The 24,407-nt window shown below is 36.2% G+C and carries 22 protein-coding genes; 14 read left to right on the forward strand and 8 right to left on the reverse strand.

The window, feature by feature from the left end:
- Window positions 1-6: 6 nt before the first annotated feature.
- Both nirK and C8N28_RS04790 read right to left on the reverse strand, forming a co-directional pair.
- Window positions 7-1,155: a copper-containing nitrite reductase gene (gene nirK, locus C8N28_RS04785; RefSeq protein ID WP_221410189.1), complete on the reverse strand. Its 1,149-nt coding sequence runs from the start codon at window positions 1,153-1,155 to the stop codon at window positions 7-9.
- A gap of 147 nt (window positions 1,156-1,302) precedes the next feature.
- Complete coding sequence (locus C8N28_RS04790; RefSeq protein ID WP_132222029.1) at window positions 1,303-1,791, reverse strand: c-type cytochrome; 489 nt, start codon at window positions 1,789-1,791, stop codon at window positions 1,303-1,305.
- 181 nt (window positions 1,792-1,972) lie between these two features.
- On the opposite strand from C8N28_RS04790, the gene C8N28_RS04795 reads away from it, so the two are divergent.
- A complete protein-coding gene (locus C8N28_RS04795) occupies window positions 1,973-3,199 on the forward strand; it encodes a hypothetical protein (protein WP_132222031.1) in 1,227 nt (408 codons plus the stop codon).
- Between the two features lie 5 nt (window positions 3,200-3,204).
- Here C8N28_RS04795 and C8N28_RS04800 read toward each other — a convergent pair whose 3' ends face one another.
- From C8N28_RS04800 to C8N28_RS04810, 3 genes are all read right to left on the reverse strand, one after another.
- Window positions 3,205-3,570, reverse strand: a complete 366-nt coding sequence (locus C8N28_RS04800; protein WP_132222033.1) for a Rossmann-fold NAD(P)-binding domain-containing protein — start codon at window positions 3,568-3,570, stop codon at window positions 3,205-3,207.
- 75 nt (window positions 3,571-3,645) lie between these two features.
- A complete protein-coding gene (locus C8N28_RS04805; protein WP_132222035.1) occupies window positions 3,646-4,704 on the reverse strand; it encodes a response regulator in 1,059 nt (352 codons plus the stop codon).
- A gap of 10 nt (window positions 4,705-4,714) precedes the next feature.
- Window positions 4,715-5,899: a PAS domain-containing sensor histidine kinase gene (locus tag C8N28_RS04810; RefSeq protein ID WP_132222037.1), complete on the reverse strand. Its 1,185-nt coding sequence runs from the start codon at window positions 5,897-5,899 to the stop codon at window positions 4,715-4,717.
- A gap of 282 nt (window positions 5,900-6,181) precedes the next feature.
- Between C8N28_RS04810 and hemN the strand changes: the two genes are divergently transcribed.
- The 9 genes from hemN (at window position 6,182) to C8N28_RS04855 (ending at window position 15,911) form a co-directional block, all read left to right on the forward strand.
- On the forward strand, window positions 6,182-7,531 hold the full coding sequence (gene hemN / locus C8N28_RS04815) for an oxygen-independent coproporphyrinogen III oxidase (protein WP_132222039.1): 1,350 nt from the start codon (window positions 6,182-6,184) through the stop codon (window positions 7,529-7,531).
- A 3-nt stretch (window positions 7,532-7,534) separates the two neighbouring features.
- A complete protein-coding gene (locus tag C8N28_RS04820) occupies window positions 7,535-9,928 on the forward strand; it encodes a heavy metal translocating P-type ATPase (protein WP_132222041.1) in 2,394 nt (797 codons plus the stop codon).
- Between the two features lie 7 nt (window positions 9,929-9,935).
- On the forward strand, window positions 9,936-10,112 hold the full coding sequence (ccoS, locus tag C8N28_RS04825; RefSeq protein ID WP_394345260.1) for a cbb3-type cytochrome oxidase assembly protein CcoS: 177 nt from the start codon (window positions 9,936-9,938) through the stop codon (window positions 10,110-10,112).
- Window positions 10,113-10,227: 115 nt separating this feature from the next.
- Window positions 10,228-12,345 carry a cytochrome-c oxidase, cbb3-type subunit I gene (gene ccoN, locus C8N28_RS04830; RefSeq protein WP_132222045.1) on the forward strand — a complete coding sequence of 706 codons (2,118 nt, stop codon included), beginning with the start codon at window positions 10,228-10,230 and terminating at the stop codon, window positions 12,343-12,345.
- Window positions 12,346-12,378: 33 nt separating this feature from the next.
- A complete protein-coding gene (locus tag C8N28_RS04835; protein WP_132222047.1) occupies window positions 12,379-12,570 on the forward strand; it encodes a hypothetical protein in 192 nt (63 codons plus the stop codon).
- 3 nt (window positions 12,571-12,573) lie between these two features.
- Entirely contained in the window at window positions 12,574-13,404 is an 831-nt protein-coding gene (locus C8N28_RS04840; RefSeq protein WP_132222049.1) for a cbb3-type cytochrome c oxidase N-terminal domain-containing protein, read from the forward strand.
- 5 nt (window positions 13,405-13,409) lie between these two features.
- Window positions 13,410-14,789, forward strand: coding sequence for a cytochrome c oxidase accessory protein CcoG (gene ccoG, locus C8N28_RS04845; protein WP_132222051.1), 1,380 nt, complete (start codon window positions 13,410-13,412; stop codon window positions 14,787-14,789).
- Between the two features lies 1 nt (window position 14,790).
- Window positions 14,791-15,216, forward strand: coding sequence for a FixH family protein (locus tag C8N28_RS04850; protein ID WP_132222053.1), 426 nt, complete (start codon window positions 14,791-14,793; stop codon window positions 15,214-15,216).
- Window positions 15,213-15,911 carry a sulfite exporter TauE/SafE family protein gene (locus C8N28_RS04855; protein ID WP_132222055.1) on the forward strand — a complete coding sequence of 233 codons (699 nt, stop codon included), beginning with the start codon at window positions 15,213-15,215 and terminating at the stop codon, window positions 15,909-15,911. Before C8N28_RS04850 ends, C8N28_RS04855 begins: the two co-directional genes overlap by 4 nt.
- Before the next feature lie 3 nt (window positions 15,912-15,914).
- Here the strand turns inward: C8N28_RS04855 and C8N28_RS04860 are convergent, their stop codons facing one another.
- The gene (locus C8N28_RS04860; protein ID WP_221410190.1) at window positions 15,915-16,661 is read right to left on the reverse strand and encodes a hypothetical protein; all 747 of its coding nucleotides are present in this window, start codon (window positions 16,659-16,661) and stop codon (window positions 15,915-15,917) included.
- 436 nt (window positions 16,662-17,097) lie between these two features.
- On the opposite strand from C8N28_RS04860, the gene C8N28_RS04865 reads away from it, so the two are divergent.
- The 4 genes from C8N28_RS04865 to C8N28_RS04880 all read left to right on the forward strand — a co-directional run bounded on the left by C8N28_RS04865 (window position 17,098) and on the right by C8N28_RS04880 (window position 23,065).
- On the forward strand, window positions 17,098-20,007 hold the full coding sequence (locus C8N28_RS04865) for a SusC/RagA family TonB-linked outer membrane protein (RefSeq protein WP_132222057.1): 2,910 nt from the start codon (window positions 17,098-17,100) through the stop codon (window positions 20,005-20,007).
- A 17-nt stretch (window positions 20,008-20,024) separates the two neighbouring features.
- Window positions 20,025-21,557: a RagB/SusD family nutrient uptake outer membrane protein gene (locus C8N28_RS04870; protein ID WP_132222059.1), complete on the forward strand. Its 1,533-nt coding sequence runs from the start codon at window positions 20,025-20,027 to the stop codon at window positions 21,555-21,557.
- 185 nt (window positions 21,558-21,742) lie between these two features.
- Window positions 21,743-22,150, forward strand: a complete 408-nt coding sequence (locus C8N28_RS04875; protein ID WP_132222061.1) for an Rrf2 family transcriptional regulator — start codon at window positions 21,743-21,745, stop codon at window positions 22,148-22,150.
- 69 nt (window positions 22,151-22,219) lie between these two features.
- Entirely contained in the window at window positions 22,220-23,065 is an 846-nt protein-coding gene (locus tag C8N28_RS04880) for an SDR family oxidoreductase (protein WP_132222063.1), read from the forward strand.
- Window positions 23,066-23,345: 280 nt separating this feature from the next.
- Here C8N28_RS04880 and C8N28_RS04885 read toward each other — a convergent pair whose 3' ends face one another.
- Both C8N28_RS04885 and C8N28_RS04890 read right to left on the reverse strand, forming a co-directional pair.
- Window positions 23,346-23,804, reverse strand: coding sequence for a pyridoxamine 5'-phosphate oxidase family protein (locus C8N28_RS04885; RefSeq protein WP_132222065.1), 459 nt, complete (start codon window positions 23,802-23,804; stop codon window positions 23,346-23,348).
- A gap of 25 nt (window positions 23,805-23,829) precedes the next feature.
- Window positions 23,830-24,402, reverse strand: coding sequence for a hypothetical protein (locus C8N28_RS04890; protein WP_132222067.1), 573 nt, complete (start codon window positions 24,400-24,402; stop codon window positions 23,830-23,832).
- Window positions 24,403-24,407 lie beyond the last annotated feature (5 nt).

A 24,407-nucleotide genomic window follows, 5' to 3' on the forward strand; every position in this document is an offset into this window, starting at 1 on the left:
TCTGATTTATTTAATAGGGCCAGCTTTTTCTATCTCTTTCATTAAAGAATTATCCCATTCACCTTCGGCCTTAATAGTTGCAATAGCTCCGAAAGCAATTGCTTCAATCAAGTTATGGTTTACAAATGCATATGTTCCTGGTTCTCTGAACCGATAGAGTGCGGCTGCTGCTGATCCACCTGGAATATGCCAAGTTTCAAAATCTGTATAAGGAGTATTATTAAATTTCCCTCCTGGCCAGAACAGATCAGAGTGTCCTCCAATTAAATGTAATCGGGTATCTCGATTCGCTTGAGCGCTAATCAATAAAACCTTATCGCCTACATTTACAACAGGAGAATTCTTTCCGGTCAAGGAATTTTTCTTGCCATTAAACACTATATGCGTTGGTATTAACGTTTTAATAGAATTAGCCATTTCATTCATACTTTCATTAGCAGTAGCAAGATTCATAAATGAACCGTCTGCATTCTTAGGAAGGTAGAAGTCTTGTTCAACAATATAAAGTGCTTTATCATATTCTACCAAGTTTCCTTTTTCATCCTTCAATCCTTCTCTTGGTAAAACCATAATGGCTCCATTCATTCCTGAAGTAACGTGCATTGGAGTCATCATTCCACCTGGTGCACAGTGATACACAAAAACACCTGCTCTGGTAGCCTTAAAGCGGAAAACCACCTCTTCTCCAGGATTAACCTCTGAAATATCTCCCCCTCCCATATGACCTGTAGCTGCATGGAAATCTATATTATGCATCATGGAATTTGTTGCTGGATTCTTCAATGTCAATTCAACATAATCATCTTGATGAACAACAATTAAAGGTCCAGGAACTGATCCATTAAAAGTTAGTGCCCAAACTGAATCACCGGGAGCAACTTCCCATTTTTTTTCCTGTATTTCAAGGGTTACTTCAACGATCTTTGGACCACCTTTAGCAACTTGGTCATGCACAGGTACCAATGGAGGCATAACCATCTCTTGTTTAACACGCTCAAAATCGTCTCCCTCACCTTCAAAGGTTGCGTCTATAACAGATGTTTTTGAGCCTCCACCCTGACCACAAGACACCAATATGCCCAAAAGTGCTAAATACATCAATGGTCTAATTCTTTTTAACATTACAAACAGTCGATTAACTTTCATAGTCTTCATAGCTATTTATTTATATTACTAAAACACAGTATTCTTTTCCTACTGTACATCAAAAGTATCTTCATTTGACTATATAAATTATGACGAATGTCACTAAACAAATTGTTTAAGAACCAGCACATTCAAATATACATCATTTATACTTAACTATTTTACACCATCGTTTTCACGAAAGAATTCAACCATAGCATGTGCATCAACTTCTGCCAATGCTTGATCAGGCATTCTAACCATACATATTTCAAGTTCTTCTTGCATAGCTGGGTCTACGTCAATCATTTCATCTGTATTGGTTAAGAAATTCATAATCCAAACAGGAGTCCTGCGTCCTGAAACACCTTTGAAGCCTGGACCTACCAATCTTTCGTCGGTAGTTTTATGACAACTCTGACATTTTGCTCCATAAATAGCATCACCTTTTTTCGCTAGCTCAGCATCCACGGTAGGTGAAACCGTAAAGTTTGTTTCATTATATTTTCCGGTGCCGACAGTTTCATTATATTGTTCCTGTAAAGTTTCAGTTTGAACAGCATCATTAGTAGTTGCAGTAGTATCGGTAGTTCCCTCTTCGGTAGAACTATTTGTACAGCCAATAACAAACAAGGCCGCTGCGCTTAAATAAAGTAGTTTTTTCATGAGATTATTTGCTAAGTGATTTATGTAAGAACAAAAGTAGAATTCCTATGTTTTAAAAATATGATAATTGTCATTAAAAAGCAATTATTTTATCATAAAATCAATTTTCATATAGACTATATTTACAAAAAAGAAATAGTTGAATTATAAAATTTCTATTTCAGAAATAAATACATAGATTATGAATATAAAAAAATGGGTTACAATTACTTTATGCAGTTTACTATTTGTTGCAATATTGGGCGTACTATTACGCTATAAAATCAGCTTCTCTTTACCAATCATCAACCAAAAACACCTACAGCATAGTCATTCACACTTTGCATTAAGTGGCTGGCTGACACAACTTCTGATGGTTCTGCTTGCATCTTCCGTTTCTTCTATAATAGGAAAAACCCATTTCAAAAAATACAACTTCATTCTTTTCGCCAACTTGGTTGTTTCCTACGGAATGTTAGTTTCTTTCCTACTGCAAGGCTATGGTGTCGTATCTATTATTCTTTCAACGCTCTCCATTTTGATAATTTACTATTTTGGAATACAACTCTGGAAAGATATGAGGAGAGCTCCATTACAAAGCCCGAGCTTTATCTGGTTTAAGGCTGCTATTGTTTTTTCTATATTATCTTCCCTGGGAATAGCCATGCTAGCCTATATAATGGCTACCCACACGATAAATATTAAATTACAACAGGCAACAACCTACTTCTATCTACATTTTCAATACAATGGATGGTTCACATTTGCCTGTTTAGGGTTATTAATCGAAATATTGGCAAACAAAAACATCCAAATAAAAGGACTTCATAAATTTTTCTGGGTATATGCAGTCGCATGCATTCCAGCATATTTTCTATCCGTTTTATGGTTGTCGTTACCACTCTGGATCTACATAATTGTAGTCATATCTGCAGCAATTCTAATAACTGGGTGGATTTGGTTTTTCTTGCAAATTCAAAAACAATTTCAAGTATTCACTCAGAATCTGCCAAAAATTTCAAAACTGCTCTTAGGATGTTCGGCCCTAGCGTTCTCAATCAAAGTAATTCTTCAGGCCGGCTCTACAATTCCTTCCCTAAATAATATGGCTTTTGGGTACAGACCCATAGTAATTGGCTATCTACATTTGGTCTTTTTAGGAATAGTTACACTTTTTCTCTTAGGATATCTATTCTATAAAGGCTACCTAAAAGCGTTAAAATTAACATGCACAGGAATAGTTTTATTTCTGATTGGAATTATTCTAAATGAACTTATGCTAATGATGCAAGGTCTTGCAGCTATGGGATATTATAGAGTTCCTTATATCAATGAAATACTTCTGGGAATTACATTGCTGATGCTACTGGGAGTTAGTATTATTAATATTGGAGCAAATAAAAAATCAGCTCAAAACAAACTTGAATAAAATCTCTAAAAGCTGGCATCTAACAATCGATCAAGCTGCTTAATAATTTGAAGAGCCTTTTTTTCGTCGGTCAGGCTATTATGCACATAATTAATGAAAATGCCATATCCACGAGCTAGATGCACTATTGCATTACTCGGTTTATCTGCCCGACTAATAATTCGCTTGACTCCAAATTCCTGCAGTTTAAGAAGAAGTTCAGGACTCAGAGAATTTACAGTGTACAGGATTAAGGCTTCTTTGTCAAAAGAATAAATAACAGTATCATCATTCAATTCATTAGAAATAAAAGTCAGTTCATGCTTTTTAGCATTAGCCTTAACCAAATACTCCTTTTCTTGTTTCCTTATATTATAGGCGATAGCTTTCATTCAACCAATAATACGCCAAACAAATCCAATTAGAATGAAATCTCTCAAGCTAAAATATGATTTAAATCATATTTATTAGGTAATGGCCTTTAAAGCCTCTATATCCATAATATGTATTGAGTTACCTTCCTTAGTCAATAATTTTTCTTCCTTAAAATCAGCAAGAGTCCGGCTAACAGTTTCATTTGCTGTACCCGCCATAGAAGCAAGATCATCGCGCGATATTCGAATAACACATGTATTATCCTGAACGTCTTTCTTAAATTTCTCTGCATAACTTACAATGGCTTCAGCAATTCTCTTTCTAACCGAATTATACGCAAAACTCAAGAGCCTCTCATTTTTCAATTGATTTTTATGCGTTAATAACTGAATAAACTTCATATTTAATGCATGTCTTTTATGCATTAAATTCTCAAGATCTGCTTTATTAACCAATGTCAGTTCTGTTTCTTCCAATGTTTCAATATTGTCGAATCGCTTCTTGTCCAATAGAATCGCTTCATAACCAAAAAACTCGCCCTCCGAATAAATACCTGTTGTTAATTCCCGGCCATCCTCATAAAATAAAAAACTTCTTACCTTACCCGAATTAACTCTATATAAATAGAGTGGTACATCCAGCTCCTGAAAAATGTTTTGTTTCTTTTTATAAGTCTTCTTTCTTCCCAAACTAATAAGCTCTTCAAGCAAAGATTCAAGATCCTCTGGTAAAGACGATGATAAAATCGATATATTTCTCTTATTACTATGCTTCCGAAGACGCGATTCAATTGCATTCAAAAGCTCCATATCATTAAATGGCTTAATAAGATAATCATCAGCTCCCATTTCCATTGCTTTTCGTATATCTGCACGTTCAGCCTTAGCAGTTAAAAAAATCAACGGTATATTTGCCGTTTCTTCATGTTTTCCTAGAAGATATAAGACCCCATAACCATCCAATATGGGCATCATAATATCACATAGTATAATATTAGGCAAGTATTTCAAAGCTAACTCAAAGCCTGATTTTCCTTCAGATGCACTCAAAACATGATAACCTGCCATTTCTAAGATCTCAACAATACTTTCCCGTATATCGTCATGATCTTCAATAACTAAAACCGTTTTATTACTATTACTATTCTGCATCACATGAAGTTTATTGCTTAAAAATTAAAATGAAAGTTGTGCCTTCATCAAGTTTACTTATCCAGGAAATTTCACCGTTCATTAAATGAGCGTATTGTTTAACGATATTTAACCCCAAACCAGTTCCTGGTATCTTACCCGTATTATTAGCTCTAAAAAATGGTTCTAACAAATGCTTTTGGTCGGCTTCAGGAATACCTATTCCATCATCCTTTACCTCTACAATACACTTATCATTCGATATGTATGTATTAAATTCTATAAATGTATTCTCACCTGAATATTTTATGGCGTTCGAAATCAAATTGATTATAGCATTCTTTAGCAAATGAGGGTCAAGATAAACAGTTCCAACATTTCCTGTATGCTGATAAACAATGTTCTGGTTTTGCTTAGTCATTGACTGCATCTCTTCTATTATTTCTTCAGAGAATTTAACAATATTGAAACTCTTTGGATGAGGCTCAATTACCCCTCCCTCTAAACGATCAAGCGATAAGAAATCATTTAAAATACTAGTAAGAAGATCAACCGAGTTTCTGATTTTCAAAGTATGTTTATACACTCCCTCAATATCATGCTTCTCAGCATATTTATTTATCAATGAAGCAGAAAGCTGTACAGAACCAAGCGGAGTCCTAAACTCATGAGAAGCCATGGATACAAACTGCGATTTGAGGCGATTTAAATCTTTTTCCTTTTGGAGCGATTTAGTTACATTATCTTTGGCATCCTCCAACCTCTTAACCATCGTGTGAAGATCTGCTGTTCTTTCCCGAATAACCTCTTCCAGTTCTTCCGTATATAAACGAAGCATTTCTTCCGCTTCCTTTTGTTTACTTAAATCTTGAACAAAACCGGTAAATATTTTTCTGTTCTCATAATTTACCTCACTTATAGAAAGCCAAAAAGGAAAAGTAGATCCATTCTTCTTCTGTCCAAGCACCTCCCTCCCTATACCAATAATTTTCTTTTTACCGGTACTTAGATATCTATTTATATAATCGTCGTGTTGGCTCTTATAAGGTTCAGGCATCAACATACTGATATTGTTACCTATTACTTCTTCAGCAGTATAATCGAATAGTCTTAATGCACTAGGATTAATTGTTTCTACAATTCCAGAATCATCAATTGTGATGATACCTTCATTAGAATTCTCAATAACAGCCTTAAGTAATTTTGCACTTTCCATAGAACCAGAACGGTTGATCAAAAAATTGGAATATAATATTTCATATAAGATATAAAGATGCAATAACAGCTTCTAACCCCCATTTACAAATGTATTATTAAAATGATATATCACCACATGTAAAAGAACTTTAAATCAAGTCTTAATAAGAAAAACCGAAAGAGAAAGCTGAAAGCTAATTATTACCTTTTATTGTGACGACCGTCATAATTTAAGTACTTAATAATGATTCTCTTTACATAATAAGTTTATTGCAAATATTCATTATTCAACTTCTCTTCCATGTCACTAACACAAAAAGAGTTAATTCGAAAATACAACGTTCCCGTCCCAAGATATACCAGCTATCCTACAGTTCCGTTTTGGGATACTGAGAAATGGAATGAGGATCAATGGATAGAAAAGGTAAAAATTACACACAAAGAATCTTCAGAAGGCATCAGCCTTTATATACATCTGCCCTTTTGCGAAAGTCTATGTACTTATTGTGGTTGCAATAAACGTATAACTAAAAACCACGATGTCGAGTTACCTTATATTCAAGACGTTTTAAAAGAATGGGACCTTTATAAACAACATCTGGGTAAGGGTATAACAATCGGTGATATTCATTTAGGAGGCGGAACACCTACTTTTTTCACTCCGGAGAACTTAAAATTCCTGATAACAACATTATTAGCAGACCTAAAGATAAGCCCAAGAGCTGAATTCTCCTTTGAAGCACATCCTGCAAACACTACAATAGAACACTTAAAAACGCTCTTTTCATTAGGATTCAGAAGATTAAGCTTGGGTGTTCAGGATTTTGATCCGCTAGTACAATTTATCATCAACAGAAAGCAAAGCGAAGAGGATATTTTCAGAGTAATGAATCAGGCACAACAACTCGGTTACTCTTCCATAAATTTCGACTTAATTTATGGTTTACCTAAACAAACTCTAGCAACTGTAGAAAACACTGTCAATAAAGTCATTGCTCTTAAACCTGATCGAATATCTTTTTACAGTTATGCACATGTCCCTTGGTTACAACCAGGGCAAAGACATTACGACGAAAAAGATTTACCCAAAGATGAAGAGAAACTTCAGTTATATGAACTTGGAAAACAGATGATCTTGGAAGCCGGCTATGAAGACATTGGAATGGATCATTTTGCTCTGCCGGGCGATGCTTTGTTTAAGGCTTTCGAAAATGAAACTCTACACCGAAACTTTATGGGATATACAGATCGATTTTCTCCTCTAATGATTGGGTTAGGAGTCTCATCTATCAGCGACTCATGGAATGCATTTGCACAAAACGTTAAAAGTGTAGAAGAATATCGCTCTCTGTTAGCACAAAATAAATTACCACTCCTTAAAGGACATATTCACAACACCGAAGATCTAGTATTCAGAAAACATATTCTTAATATTATGTGTGAAGGAAGAACCAGTTGGGAAGCCTCCAACACACCTGATAATATCAATGAACTTACATCTCTATCCGATGATGGACTCATAATTTTAAAAGCCAATGGACTTGAGATAACTCCCTTGGGAAAATCCTTCTTAAGAAATATCTGCATGCCATTCGATCAGCGGCTACGAGCCAAACAACCCGGCACCAACATCTTCAGTAACGCTATTTAAGAAATGCAGAACAAAGCAATCAGCGAAAAAATTTATTGTTTCCATTGTGGAGATCCCGTTTATTCTGATCTTTTTCAAGAAGATAATCATGAATTTTGCTGCTTAGGCTGCCAAAGTGTTTACACCATCTTAAGTACCAATAATTTAAAAAATTATTATAAATATAACGACCACCCTGGTAAAGCTCAAGATAAAAAAGCAGAACATCTTGAATATCTGAATGAGCCTAAAATAGCTCAAAAACTCATTGACTTTCAAGACAACGAATACACACACATCACTGTATACATCCCTGCCATTCATTGCAGTTCATGTATCTGGTTGTTAGAAAATCTCTATAAATTAAATGCCTCCATCGTACAATCCCGAATCGATTTTACAAAGAAACAGGCAGCAATCAAATTCAAACATTCAGAGATAAGTTTAAAAGAACTCATTGAACTATTAATAGCCATTGGCTATGAACCGATAATTACCTTACAAGATGTTGTAAAAAAGCAGAAAACGGTCAATCAAAACTCATTAGTTAGAAAAATCGCGGTAGCAGGGTTCTGCTTTGGGAATGTCATGTTGTTCAGTTTACCCGAATATTTTGGCTTTGGAGCAATCGACAAAGAGTACGCTACATTATTCAATTGGCTGAATCTAAGTTTCGCATTACCAGTATTACTATACAGTGCAAAAGATTATTTTATATCAGCCTACAATAGTTTAAAATTAAAACAAGTAAACCTGGATGTACCCCTTGCACTCGGAATTTTCATCTTGTTTTTAAGATCTGCAGTTGAAATAATAGCTAAAAGCGGACCTGGATTCTCCGATACTCTATGCGGATTGGTATTCTTTATATTAATCGGAAAGTGGATACAAAACCGCACCTTCTATCACCTATCATTTGAAAGAGATTATCGATCCTATTTCCCTGTTGCTGTTACCTCAATTCAAAACAAAAAAGAACAGCCAAAAGCCATCGCTGATCTTGAAGTCGGAGAAAGAATACTCATCAGAAATAATGAAATTATCCCTGCAGATGCGATCCTGCTTAAAGGAAAGGCTGCAATAGATTTCAGCTTCGTTACCGGAGAGTCAAACCCGGTAAAAAAGACATTGGGAGAAATTATCTATGCCGGTGGCCGCCAGCTGGGTGAAGCAATTGAATTGGAAATAGTTAAATCTGTCTCACAAAGCTATCTTACCAACTTATGGAACAACGAGAACTACAAACAGTACAAGCGCAAATTTCAAACATTCAGCAATAGTATTAGTAAATATTTCACAATAGTATTACTCGCGATCGCAACTTCAGCTGCTATCTTCTGGCTTTTTAATAGCAATACAGATAAGGCATGGGCAGCATTTACAGCAGTTTTAATAATAGCATGTCCTTGTGCATTGGCACTTAGCTCACCGTTCACACTTTCAGCAGCTCTAAGTATTTTTGATAAAAATCGTTTCTTCATTAAAAATACAGGAGCAATAGAGCAGTTAGCAAAAATAGATTCTCTCGTTTTTGATAAAACAGGAACCATAACTTCCCCAAAATCACAACATATACAATTTAAAGGTGACCTAAAAGAATCAGAACTACAAGCAATCGCATCTATTTGTAGAAATTCCAGCCATCCTTTAAGTATCCAAATTGTCAATTGGCTTAAACTAGACACCCTCAAAAGCATACAAAACTATCAGGAAATCCCCGGAAAGGGAATACAAGCAAATGTTAATGGGAACTCTATAAAAATAGGAAGCGCTAATTTTACAAAAGCTAAAACCGAAGCAGACGCGGGAAGCAGGGTTTATGTAGCAATAGACAATGAAATAAAAGGTTATTTTTCTATCCTCCAACCCTGGAGAAAGGATCTAAGCACGCTCATATCAGATCTTAAAACTACCTATGACTTGCACCTAATCTCTGGCGACCAGGACAAGGATAGAGAAGTATTGCAAGAGGTTTTTCCGACAAGTAACATGCGCTTCAATCAATTACCGCAAGAAAAACTTAACTACATACAGAACTTGCAATCATCCAATAAAATAGTTTGCATGATTGGAGACGGATTAAACGATGCCGGCGCTTTAAAACAGGCCAACTTTGGAATCGCAATAAGTGATGATATCAATAGCTTCTCACCAGGATGTGACGCAATATTGGAAGGAAGTTCATTAAACAAGCTACCGCAATTTCTGACATTTGCTCAAGATGCCATGAAAGTAATCTATTTCAGCTTCATTATTTCGCTCTCCTATAATGTAATCGGATTATTCTTCGCAATACAGGGTACCATGTCTCCTCTATTTGCAGCTATTTTAATGCCTCTCAGCACCATTACCATTATATCGTTTACAAGCATTACCACACATATCTACGCTAGAAAAAATAAATTAAAAAGCAGTTAATATGGAAATGATCTACTTTCTTATCGGTTGCAGTGTCTTTATCGCATTAGTTTTCTTAGGTGCATTCATCTGGGCCAATAAAACCGGACAACACGATGACACTCACACGCCTGCCATCAGAATCCTGTTTGATGACGAAGAACCAAAATCTTCTGACGAAGAATCCTGTACCACAGTTAAATGATTAATAAGTGATATCTATCACTTTTATACTCAATTATCATCACATTGTCATTTAACTATTAGCAATATTTTTACAGAATCATAAAATCATCCAAAAAACTATTTAATTGAAAATTATGCAGATAGAAAAATTCTCCTATGACAACAAAATTGTAAGAAATTTTGGCATTGCCACTCTTGTCTGGGGTATCACAGGTATGACTGTTGGCTTATTGGCTGCCATACAACTATTCTGGCCATTTATGAATTTTGAAACCCAGTATACAACCTTTGGTAGAATCAGACCGATACATACCAATGGGGTCATTTTTGCCTTTGTAGGAAATGCAATCTTCATGAGTGTGTACTATTCCATGCAACGTCTTTTAAAGGCAAGAATGTACAGCGACTTTCTAAGTAAGGTTCATTTTTGGGGATGGCAGTCAATCATTGTAGCCTCCATAATAACTTTAGCAATGGGATTCACTTCCTCGCATGAATATGCAGAAATGGAGTGGCCAATTGATATTGCAGTAGTAGTCGTATGGGTGATTTTTGGAATTAATATGTTTGGAACCATCATTAAACGGAGAGAACGACATATGTATGTTGCAATCTGGTTCTACATTGCAACCTTTGTAACAGTTGCGGTTCTTTATATTGTCAACTCAGTTCAATTACCGGTTAGCGGATGGAAAAGTTATTACATATATGCCGGAGTTCAAGATGCATTAGTACAATGGTGGTACGGCCATAATGCAGTAGCATTTTTTCTTACAACTCCTTTCTTAGGAATGATGTACTATTTCCTACCAAAAATGGCCAACCGTCCGATATACTCTTACAAACTAAGTATTTTGCACTTCTGGTCATTAATATTTATTTATATCTGGGCAGGTCCACACCATTTACTTTATACAGCTTTACCCGAATGGGTTCAAAATTTAGGTGTTGTATTTTCAATCATGCTTATTGCACCTAGCTGGGGAGGAATGATCAACGGATTATTAACCTTAAGGGGAGCCTGGGATAAAGTTAGATCCGAACCCATGCTAAAGTTCATGGTAGTAGCGCTCACCTGTTATGGAATGGCAACTTTCGAAGGCCCAATGCTTGCCCTCAAACAGGTAAATGCCATTGCTCACTTTACTGACTGGATTGTTGCCCACGTCCACGTAGGAGCTTTAGGTTGGAATGGCTTTATGGTCTTCGGTATCCTTTATTGGTTAATACCAAGAATCTACAATACTACACTCTACTCTAAAAAACTATCATCAATTCACTTTTGGTTAGGAACTTTAGGAATCCTGTTTTATGCCATACCTCTCTATTGGGCGGCTGTTGTACAGGGTCTAATGTGGAAAGAATTCACACCTGAAGGAACCTTAAAATATGGCAACTTCCTAACTACCGTATTGCAAATCCTTCCAATGTATATGATGCGCGCCGTTGGTGGTGCCTTATATTTAAGCGGTGTTATCATAATGGCTTTTAACCTTGTTAAAACCATGAAACAAGGCAAACTGATAGCTAATGAATATGCTGAGGCAATGTCTTTAGAGCCAACCATTGTTAAAGAAAGAGGAATACACCGTCGTTTAGAGCGCAAACCGGTACTATTTATGGTTTTAGCTCTTATTGCCATACTCATTGGCGGAATGGTAGAGATGATGCCAACTTTTATGATATCCTCCAACGTTCCAACCATAGCAAGCGTTAAGCCTTATACTCCACTTGAAATTCAAGGACGAGACATTTATATACGTGAAGGATGTATGGGATGCCACACTCAAATGATCAGACCTTTCCGCTCAGAAACGGCTCGCTATGGAGAATACAGCAAAGCAGGAGAATATGTTTATGATTATACTTATCTGTGGGGATCTAAAAGAACCGGACCTGACTTGCATCGCATAGGACAAAAGTATCCAAACAAGTGGCATTATGACCATATGCTGGATCCAACGATTACTTCTCCGGGAAGCATTATGCCGGCCTATCCATGGTTACTTACACAAGACCTAGACTATGCCTCCACTCCTGGAAAAATCAGAGCATTAACCATACTTGGGGTTCCTTATACAACAGATTATGCAGATAAATCTATTGAAGAAGCACGCAGACAAGCCGACCTAATTGTAAAAGATTTAGAAGCCAATCAGGTTAAAACCGATAGTGATAAAGAAATAATTGCGCTAATCGCCTATCTGCAACGCTTAGGAACGGATATAAAAGTAAACGCGGATACGAAATAAACAGAAACGATCGATAAGAAATAATAAAGAATTATGTTTAAACAAATCACAAACCTAAACGGTGACGAACGATATCTAATATTCTCCTTATTAATGTTTTTAGCCTTTTTCATTATAGTAGGAATCATGTTGTTCCGAATGAAAAAAGATTATGCAGAGCAAATGAGCCAAATGCCTTTAGAAGAGGATAATGAAATAAACAAAATGGATACTGAAAATCTCTAAAATATGGAAACAATTAACATCCCTTCTACCTATTTATTCATTGTAACGATTGTTCTTTTCCTCACCTTATTGATTGCTTCAATCATTATTTTAAAGGCATTAAAAACCATTATAAAAGTAACAATGCCTGAGCTGGAACAGGAAGAAAAAGCATCGACAATCCCCAGTACTAATAAGAAATTACAACGTAAAGAAAGATGGAATAAAATCTGGGGTTTAAATCCGCTAGATAAAGAGGAAGAGATCATGATAGATCATGAATATGATGGCATCAGAGAACTTGACAATCCCATTCCGATGTGGTTCAATGCATTATTCTATTCTTCAATTGTTTTTGCAATTGGTTACCTGTTAGTATACCACGTATTTGGCTGGGGAATGACACAAGACGAAGAATACCAGGCAGCGATGCAAGCAGGTGAAAAGCAGCGAATAGAATTTCTGGAAAGCTCCGGCAGTAACATAGATGAAAATTCAGTCACATTGGATTTAAGTCCTGAGTTTGTGGCTGCCGGACAAGAAATATTCTTACAGAACTGCGGAATGTGCCATGGAAACCTAGGAGAAGGATTAATAGGACCTAACCTTGCTGACGAATACTGGCTGCACGGTGGTGAAGTTGGAGAAATATTCAGAACAGTCAAATATGGAGTTCCTGAAAAAGGAATGGTACCATGGGAAGCCAACCTAACTCCGGTACAGATTGCTCAAGTTTCAAATTTTATCCTATCCCTTGCAGGAACCAACCCGGACAATCCAAAAGACCCTGAGGGGGATAAGAAAGAAACCACCGCTACAGAAGAGCCAACAAATACTGAAGAGGTTAAAATCTAAATAAAATGGCAGCAACAGAATACAAACCAACCATATCTGCAAAAATACCAAGGCCTATTTACGCAAAGAAGCCACACGGTCAACTTTTAAAATATCGTCATTGGTTTGGCTATTCATTATTGGCTATTTTTATAGCGATGCCTTTTATCAAAGTAAACGGCGAGCAATTCCTTCTCTTTGACATTATAGATAGAAAATTTGTTGTTTTTGGTACCGTTTTCTGGCCACAAGACCTGCATATATTTGTTTTCGGAATGCTTGTCTTCATGGTATTTATTGTCTTATTTACCGTCATCTATGGACGGATATGGTGTGGTTGGGCCTGTCCGCAAACTATTTTCATGGAATTGATCTTCAGAAAAGTTGAGTATTGGATTGAAGGAGATGCAAATCAGCAGCGAAAGCTAAATAATGGACCGAATACATCTGATAAAATAGCTAAGAAAACGCTTAAACACATTATCTTTCTAGCAATCTCATTTCTGATCTCAAATCTCTTTCTATCTTATGTAATTGGAGTCGATCATCTCTATCAAATCATAACTGATCCCATTACGCAGCACCTTGGAGGCTTAGCCTCCATAATCATATTTACCTTGATGTTTTATGGCGTGTTTGCATATGTTAGAGAAATCGTCTGCACTACAATTTGCCCTTACGGACGCTTACAAGGAGTGTTATTGGATGATCAAAGTTTAGTAGTTGCCTATAATTACCAACGTGGTGAACCTCGCGGACATATAAAAAAGAAAGACAATCAACATTCAGAATCAGGCGACTGTGTTGATTGCAACCTCTGTGTTCAGGTTTGTCCAACTGGTATCGATATCCGCGATGGTCTGCAGCTCGAATGCGTAAACTGTACAGCCTGTATTGATGCCTGTGATGATGTTATGGAGAAAATAAACAAACCTCCAAGGTTAATTGGCTTTTATTCTTCAAAGCAAATTGAGGAAAACACTAACGAAAAGAACAACTCCCGCATTATAGCCTACTCCATTGTATTAGCTTTACTTTTAGTTGTTTTTGGATGGCTTATTTTTTCAAGAACTACCGTGGGAGGGACTTTATTGAGAGCCAAAGGAACAAGCTATCAAATTAATACAGATGGTACCGTAAGCAATCTCTATAATCTGGAGCTTATTAACAAATCGGGCAACGAACTTCCGTTTAAACTTGAATCAATGGATAAGAACTTCACGATTAAACTGGTAAATTCACGTGATGTTCTGGCAAAAGATGAAACGGCACAGTTTAGTTTTTTCCTTATTTCTGAATCAAAAAACATACACGACTATAAAACTGACATTAAGATCGATGTAGTTTCTGAAGGGAAAACAGTAGAAACTTTAAAAACTACCTTTATATCACCACCAACAGACTAAGATGAACTGGGGAACAAAGATTTTTATAACATTATTGATTTTTATGGCAACAGCCATAGGAACGGGGATTTATATGGTATCGCAAGATCAAGATACATTGATTGAGGATAACTATTATGAAAAAGGGATAAACTATGATTCTACTTATAACCAGAAAACGAACGTTCAGGAATTAAAGGCCGAACCAACAATCAGTACGAAAGATAATTACTTAGAAATCACTTTCACTGAAACAGGGAACAAAGGAATCCTTAACCTGCAACGTACATCCAATTCTTCCTTAGATCAACAAATACCATTCTCTACCGAAGACAAAGTATTAAAATTTTCAACTGATATTCTTTCAAGTGGAGAATGGAAAATTCGAATAAATTGGGAACACAATAACAACCTTTTCCTATTTGAAAAAGATATATTTATACCATGAGCATCAACTATTTAGCATTCTTTATGGGTCTTCTTGGCAGCTTACATTGTGTCGCAATGTGTGGTCCACTCCTACTTGCACTCCCTTCAGCAGAAAAAAGCCATAGCCAGATCATCCTTAACCGCACTATTTACCAATTAGGAAGAGTGCTAACCTATGCTGCTTTAGGAATGATCATTGGCTTCATATCTATAGGAGCAGAATACAAGGGATGGCAACAAGGTCTAAGTATTATAACAGGAGGTTTTCTATTGACTGTCGGGCTCTTTACTATTTTCAGTAACCATTCAAACTCTGCTAAATTAATTAAGATACAACAAAGGCTTTTCGCACCATTATTTAAGAAAATCGGCTATTGGTTATATAAACCTGGTGGCAATTTCTTTGCAGGCATATTAAACGGTTTCTTACCATGTGGTATGGTTTATATTGCATTAGCAACTGCACTAAATACAGGCAATACATTAGCAGGGGGAAAATTCATGCTCCTATTCGGCCTAGGCACCTTACCTCTCATGCTATTGACCGGCATTTCAGGAAATTATATCAAAAAGATAATACCATTCAAACTCTCCGCCTGGCTACCTGCCATGTTTCTAATCATGGGTGCATGGTTTATTTTAAGAGGCTCTAATCTTGATATACCCTATCTTAGTCCTCTAATCTACCCTGAAGGAATGATCGACTGTAATTAATACTTAACCTGCTTGTCCAAGAAAGAACAGTAAAATAATAACAGCAGCTATCAGCAATAACCAGCTTCCAATTGTTTTATAACTTAAAGCAGGGCCATCTTTTAAAACCTGAAAACCCATCGGCACTAAAGCAATACAAAGTCCCAAAGTAGCAATAACCGAAACAATTGAGCTACCCTTCAACACGCCAAGCATCAAAGGCGACATACATGCAAATGCGATAGAGCGAACCAGGCCCATCGCACCCGAAAGATAAGCTCCGATTGCCAAAACAACCCATCCAAATAAGATAGCACCATTCAGTGTCGATACAATATGAAAGCCTCCGTAAGAATCAGCTACAGTTTTCGTTGCCATTTCCAAACCTTGTAAACTCACCAGTTGAAAAGCAAAATGATCTACCCCGGCATGAAAAGTTCGTGCAAATAACCCAAAAATAACAAGCGTTCCTCCCCACAAAGCCCACTGACTTTTTCGAATACCAATATACCTTGCCAGTGTAATAATGGCTGGCCACAAAAGAATATTCCCCGTTACAAAGAAATTATAAGATGCAGCCATAAGACCAGGATGCTGTTCAAAAGCTTCAAGTTGTTGGGGAAAGAAAAAGTGAAATTGTATACGGAGTAAAACTCCCGTAAGTAAAACCAACGGAGCAACGATCATGGAGATGCCACCTATCCAACGACCCGGAAACCAAAATACTTGATCATGCCCTTCTCTATTTTTAAAGAGGCCCTGTTTTACCATTCCTATCGGATTATCTAATGATGCTTTTTATTCGGTTTATAATCTTCATCTACTTCCAAACTTACGTAATAATTTTTAATGAGAATCCAGACTGCATAAAATTATAACCAATACAGACTCCATTAAAACTCTTCATTATCTGCATACTTATGAATACAAATATTAATCGGGCTAATTGAAAAGCCTTATAAATACCCTATCGGTTTTGTATCTGTTTCAATTTATTTGTAGATTGCTGTCATGTAACATATTTATTACAGAGCAGCGTATGAGAATAATCTTATTGGCTTTGGTTTTTAAAATATTTGGTTGCATCAGGGATCCTCCCTTGCAGTATGCTTTCTTGTGTTCCTTTCAATCGTTAAGAATTTAATTGAAAATTTAATCACTAAATCAATTTAATATGATTTCATTTAGCAACAATCTAAATTTTCGAATGATTATACAAATAGGGGCCAGCGTTCTGCTACTCTTATTTTTAAACATTCCTCTGCATGCCTCAGGTGCAGCATTCCCAATTAAAGGTAAAGTTATTGATATAAACGGTGAGCCGCTAATAGGTGTAAGCGTTACTGAAAAAGGCATCAATAATGCAACAAGCACAGACAATAACGGCCAATTCGCATTAGAGGTCGCTAATGAGAACAGTATACTGGTTTTTAGTTATCTGGGATTCTCAACGCTCGAGGTTTCTGTAAATGGACAATCTACCTTAAACATTACACTTACTGAAGATACCCAATCTCTAGAAGAAGTAGTTGTAGTAGGATATGGCACACAATCACGTCGTGAAATCTCTGGATCAATTACAAATGTTTCTGAAGAAGATTTTAACCAAGGTGTTAACCGGACTGCGACAGATCTTTTACAAGGAAAGGTTGCCGGCTTAACAATTACAAAAGGTAGCGGCGATATTACCAACGAGCAGACCATCCGTTTACGAGGTACTTCTTCTTTAACAGGTAGCAGTCAGCCATTTGTAGTTATTGATGGGGTGCCAGGGTTAAGTATGAATTCAGTAGCCCCACAAGATATTGAATCCATCAGTATACTAAAAGATGCTTCCGCTGCAGCAATTTATGGCTCTCGTGCAGCAAGCGGTGTAATTTTGATAACCACAAAAAAAGGAATGGCAGCCAGACCAACCATTGAATATGAAGGCTATGTAGCAATGGATGAGGTTGCGAATATGCCTAAAGTACTAACTGCCGATCAATGGCGCGATTATACTTCGACAAACAATATTAATACCGAAGGAATTGATAAGGGAGCAAATACAAGTTGGTTCAACGAAATTATGAGAACAGGAATAAGCCAAAGCCACAGTTTATCAATGTCAGGCGGTGGTGAAAACAGTTCATATAGAGGATCCCTTTCTGCCCTGGATCAACAAGGTGTTGTTCGAGACAATTCTATGGAGAGATATAATGCCCGTTTAATGTTCAGTCAACGTGCTTTAGACGATCGGTTAAATTTAACGTTTACTGGAGCCATTACAGAAAGGAATTTCTCACCAACTGATACACGAAACTTTGTTCTGGCTTATAATATGGTTCCTGTTGTCCCTGTTAAAAATGATGACGGAACCTGGTTCGATTCGCAAGAATATGATCAGGGAAATCCACTAAGAAATATTACATATAATAAGCGAAATAATAAGAATAATTTGTATTACGGTAATATTAAAGCTGATTTCAATATTACAGAAGATCTCTTAGCTGGAATCAATTTACTAAAACAGCGCGAATCTAACGACTATGGAGAATACAATGACTCTCACACTGAACGCGGACGAAACGATCAGGGTTTCGCCAAACGAGAAGCATGGACAGCCGATAAAAAGTTATTGGAAGCAACTTTAAATTATAAAAAGATAATTAATGAGCATAACTTCAACTTTTTGGCTGGTTACTCCTATGAGGACAATCATTACCAAAAAAACGGTGCACAGAACAGACAATTCGTAACAGATTTTTTTAATTACAATAATTTAGGCGCCGGTGAAAACCTTCGTCCAAGTGATGTTTGGTCTGAAGCTAATATGAACAAGCTGATCTCCTTTTTTGGCAGGGTGAATTATATGTTTCAAGACAGATATATCCTAACAGCCTCCATTCGTAGAGATGGTTCATCAAAATTTGGAGCGAATCATAAATGGGGTACTTTTCCTGCCGTGTCAGCAGCTTGGATTTTAAAAGAAGAGGGGGCCTTTAGAGACATGAATTTCTTGAGCGATTTAAAATTGCGTGCAGGTTACGGCGTGTCTGGTAACCAAGCAGGTTTTGACCCCTATAAATCGCTTCAGTTATATGGTCAATCCGGTCAATACTACGATGACGGGAAATGGTATAATGCATACCAAATAAGCCAAAACGCCAACCCTAACCTAAAATGGGAAGGAACTTCCATGTTTAATGTAGGTATAGATTATAGTATTTTAAACAATCGGTTAAATGGTACAATTGAATATTACAATAAAACCACCAATGACCTGCTTTATACTTACAAAGTTTCTGTTCCACCATATTTATATGCTGATATGCTTGCTAATGTGGGATCAATGACAAATAAAGGAATTGAATTTGTGATCAATGGAGATATTATCAGGAAGGATGAATTTGTGTGGAATGCCTCATTAAATTTAGCACACAATAAAAATGAAATCACTAGCCTATCAAATGACCAGTTTACAACAAACTCAATCAAAACCGGTTCTGCCTGGATACGTGGAGGCTCTGATAATACAACCCACATAGTGGAAGAAGGAAAAGAGGTTGGAACATTTTATGGATGGCGATTCATTGCACTTGATAGTGACGGTAAATATATATTAGATGATATGGTTGATGGAAAAGAAGGGCTAACTGATGAAGATCGTACCTATATAGGATCTGCACAACCAAAATTAACCTATGGTTTTTCAAGCAATCTTTCTTATAAGAATTTTGATTTTAGTTTTTTCCTACGAGGAGTTTATGGCAATGATCTCCTGAATTTTTCACGCATGTCTTATGCAACGACTCAATGGTTGCCTGGAGCAAATGTTTTAGAAGATGCATTAACAAACGGCTTGACAGATAACCCTAAGTACTCAAGTTATTATATTGAAAAAGGTTCATTCTTGAGGTTAGATAACGCAACTCTTGCTTATAATTTTAATACAGGAGACGTATGGGGAATACGAAAATTCAGGGTTTACGTTACCGGACAAAATTTATTTACCATTACAAACTATACCGGCTTAGATCCTGAAGTTAACATGAGCGGCTTAGATCCCGGTGTAGAAGGAAGAGAATATTATCCAAAAACGCGAACATTCTCTGTAGGTGTAAACTTGAGTTTCTAACTATAAATCTATCAATCATGAAAAGATCGAATATATATTTAATAACCGCAATCATTCTATCATCTATAGTCTTTAATGGCTGTACAAAACTGGATGAAGAAGTGTATGATAAGTTACCAGTTAATGAATTCGGCGGAACAGAAAAGGAAATAAATGCATTAATTGCTCCAATCTACAGAACACTGAAAGGAGTATTTCCGAGCAATTTCTTTCTGTTAAGTGAATGCTCTTCAGATATGGCAATAACACCTACAAGAAAAGGTGGCGACTGGTGGGACGGCGGCCAATATAAAGAGCTCCGCTTACATACCTGGACACCCAATACTGCCATTCCGCGAAATGCATACAATAGCGCATTTACAAGTATAACAAACTGCAATAAAATTTACTCCTTAATCAATGAGAATGAAAACATTGAGAACAAAGAGCAAATACTAGCTGAAATACGTGGTATACGAGCTTATTGGTATTATCTATTGCTTGATAATTTTGGTAGCGTACCAATCGTAACAGATTTTGCCGATACTGAACTGCCAACTAATAAAAGCAGAAAAGAAGTATATGATTTTGTTCTAAGTGAACTAAATGATATCAAAGATGTAGTTCGAGATGATGTAACATCTGCAAGCTATGGCAAGGTAACCAGAGGTTTTGTGTATGCTCTGTTGGGAAAAATGTATTTAAACGCCATGGTTTGGAACCCGGAAGGAGGTCCAAAATGGCAAGAAACTGTTGATGCCTGTGATGAAGTAATGGCACTTCCTTACATCTTAGAGCCCAACTGGAAAGATAATTTTTCAGTACAGAATCAAACTTCCCAGGAAATAATCTTTCCAATTGTTTACAGCACGGCTGATGGTGGAAATGGACTTCCACAACGTACATTGCATTATTTAGATCCTATTGCTTTGGGACTTAATATCGGTGCTAATAACGGACTTAGTGCAATGCCGGCTTACGTAAAAGCCTTCGATGAGGATGATAAGCGTAAAGAATGGTCGTTCCTAATTGGGCCAATGGTTGATCCCGCAACTGGAGAAACACTGATTACTGCTCATAATAGACCCTTAATCCATACCGTAGACATTGATATGAAATACAACATGGATGCAGATGGCTGGGGACAGGTTGAACAAGAAGATGGTGCTCGCGCTTCTAAATGGGAATTTGAAAAAGGCTTGAATGGTAATTCAGAAAACGATTTTGCTATCTTTAGACTTGCAGATATCTATTTAATGAAAGCAGAAGCCCTGGTACGAATGGGTGTAAACAATGTTGAAGCAACCCGCTTGGTTAATGAAATAAGAAAAAGAGCATTTGATGATCCAGCCAAGTTAAAAGCATCTGTAACCTTGGAAGATATCTATCAAGAAAGAAGGTTTGAATTTGCTTGGGAAGTACAAACCCGGCAAGACATGATTCGCTTTGGCACATTCTTAGATCCAATACCAGGATGGAAAGGAGCTACTGCAGAAAAATATCTTGTTTTTCCAATTCCAACAACTGCTTTAGATGCAAATCCAAACTTAACACCAACTCCTGGATATTAATTGAATTAATATCTGTCATAAAACGCCCCATAAATATTTAATTTATGGGCGTTTTATTTGTACAATAGACAATTTACAAGCTAAATACTTTATAAATACTGCATAATAAAATAACACATTAAGCATTGATTTTAATTGTAATAATATTTGTTACAATTAAAAATATAACTACCTTTGTCATCAATATGAACAACACAAGATTTGCAACAATCATACATATCTTAACACTCTTGGCTAAGAACCCAGGTGAATGGATGAATTCTGATTGGATTGCAGGTAGTATCAATACCAACCCGGTTATCGTTAGAAAGGAACTGGGTGTATTACAAGAACAAGGATGGGTAACCAGCAGAAAAGGTAAAGATGGTGGCTTTATATTAAATATTTCAAGTGATGAGATCACTTTAGCAGAGCTATATAAAGTGGTAAAAAACTCGGATGTATTGGGAAAGAAAAATCTAAACCCAAATCCTCAATGCCCTATTGGGAAGGATATTAATAAGAATCTGGAAACCTTATTTACTGAAACTGATGACTTGGTATTCGCTTCACTTCAAAGAAAAACACTAAAAAGTTTTATGGAGCAATTTTAACATTTTTTTTCACACTTAATGTAACAAAGTTTGTTACAAATATCATCACCTTAAAAACAATTTATTCAAATGAAAACAGGTATCACAGGAGCTACAGGACAACTAGGTCGTTTAGTAGTAGAAAAATTAAAACAGAAAACAAACGCAGATAATTTAATAGCATTGGTGCGCTCACCCGAAAAAGCCGCTGATCTGGGAATTGAAGCACGCGCATTCGACTACACAAAACCTGAAGCATTAGCTAATGCTTTACAAGGAATTGATTATCTACTATTAATTTCAGGAAATGAAGTTGGTCAACGTAAAACTCAGCATGAAAATATAATCAGAGCTGCTCAAAAAGCTAATATTAAGTGGATCGTTTACACCAGCTTATTATATGCCGACACCTCTTCATTGAGCTTAGCTCCTGAACATCTGGCAACAGAAGAACTATTGAAATCTTCCGGAATTCCTTACACCATTTTACGAAATGGCTGGTACACAGAAAACTACACAGGTTCAATACCTGGAGCTTTAGGCGCAGGCGCATTTATAGGTAGTGCCGGAGAAGGAAAGATATCTTCAGCAGCAAGAGAAGATTATGCTGAAGCTGCAGCTGTAGTGTTGACAAGCGAAGGACAACAAGGAAAAACATACGAATTGGCAGGCGATAATGCTTATACTCTAAAAGACTTGGCTACCGAAATATCTCGCCAAACAGGAAAAGACATTCCTTACAATAATCTCGCTGAAGAAGAATACGCCGGAATCTTAAAATCGGTAGGCTTACCTGAAGGTCTTGCCCAATCTATTGCCAGCTGGGATGTTGGTGTTTCAAAAGGTGATTTGTTTAACGATAGTAAAGTGCTTTCCAAATTAATTGGACATCCAACCACTCCTTTTACTGATACCGTAAAGAAAGCTTTGGTATAAATAGATCCATATTACGATAAACACAGAAAAGCCAGATATCTTTTTACAAAAAGCTATATGGCTCTTCTATATCTAAAAATTGTATAATCTATTTAACTATTTCAGGCTAAAACACGTTTTTATCTCGATTTACTCAAACAAGGATCAAACAGGGGTCAAACAAGGACCAAACAGGGGCAAAACAGTCATATTGCCCTTGCTTTATCCCTGTTTGGTCCTTGTTTAATATGAGTTTAACTTTTGTTTGGGTAAAATGAAGTAGCCAGTTAAATTATCACACTCAAATTGATTTTACTTTGTATGCAATCATTGCATTCTCAATTTGTGATTCTTCTGTCGTATCAGGATACAAGAAATAACTTGGTGCTTGAATCACATCTACTTGTGTAACTTTAATTTCTATTACTGATTTTATTGGAAATTTATCCGTAAATAAGTCTGTTAAAGGCTTCACCTTTGCTTGGAAGCTCTCGTCGTCTTTGTCAATAAGTTTCGCTTTCCCTTTTATTTTAAACCCTTTTTGAACAAATACGTCTACGAAGCTTACACAAACGTTTGGATTCTCTTTAATGTTATTGATACTATTTGGTGAAGCAAGATTTGCTATTAACAATGTTGTATCATCCTGATATGTGAAAAGTTCTTTTGGTGAAACATTAGGTTCATTCTGCATATTACAAGTAGCCAGCCAACACAATATGCTTTTGTCAATATATTTCTTTACTTCGTTATTTATCATTTCTATTTATTGCTTTATCGTTATTTTATTCTGATAAGTTTTGAATACACTGCTCCCTGATTCTCCAAATCTCATCGAGAGAATATCCTATGTCGCTGTTTTCATTAAGCCAATTCACTAAAAAGCTTCTATGTATCTGAACTTTATCCCTGGTGATTTCATTTGGCTGAATCTCGGTTTCAAAAAACAAATCATTTAGAAAATCAGATGACGAGACATTTGGCTTTGTAAAATCAAAAAATTCAGATTTGTACTTTAAGTAATTATGGGCTTCAGGAATATATTTTAAGTTGTTTTCAGTTAAAGTTTGGGCGACTTTTGGTGTGTTCTTAGCGTTCATCTTAAAAACTCCAAGCATTAATTTGATGTCATTAAAATGATTTTCATGAGCTAACTGTTTCAAAACAGCATGTTTTGTACTACATGTTCCTTTGTTATCTGTAAAAACTGTTATTAAATCCTCTTTATTTAAATTTCTTCCATAGCTCAAGTTTCTAATAAATTCAATGGCTTGATAGAAAGTGAACATATTTCGAGATAAAAACTCTCTTGATATTTCTCCATTTGGTTTTATATCAAAATTTGGAAGTTTATTCATAAATA

Origin of the sequence: Albibacterium bauzanense, assembly GCF_004339765.1 — a bacterium.
Lineage (GTDB): Bacteria > Bacteroidota > Bacteroidia > Sphingobacteriales > Sphingobacteriaceae > Albibacterium > Albibacterium bauzanense.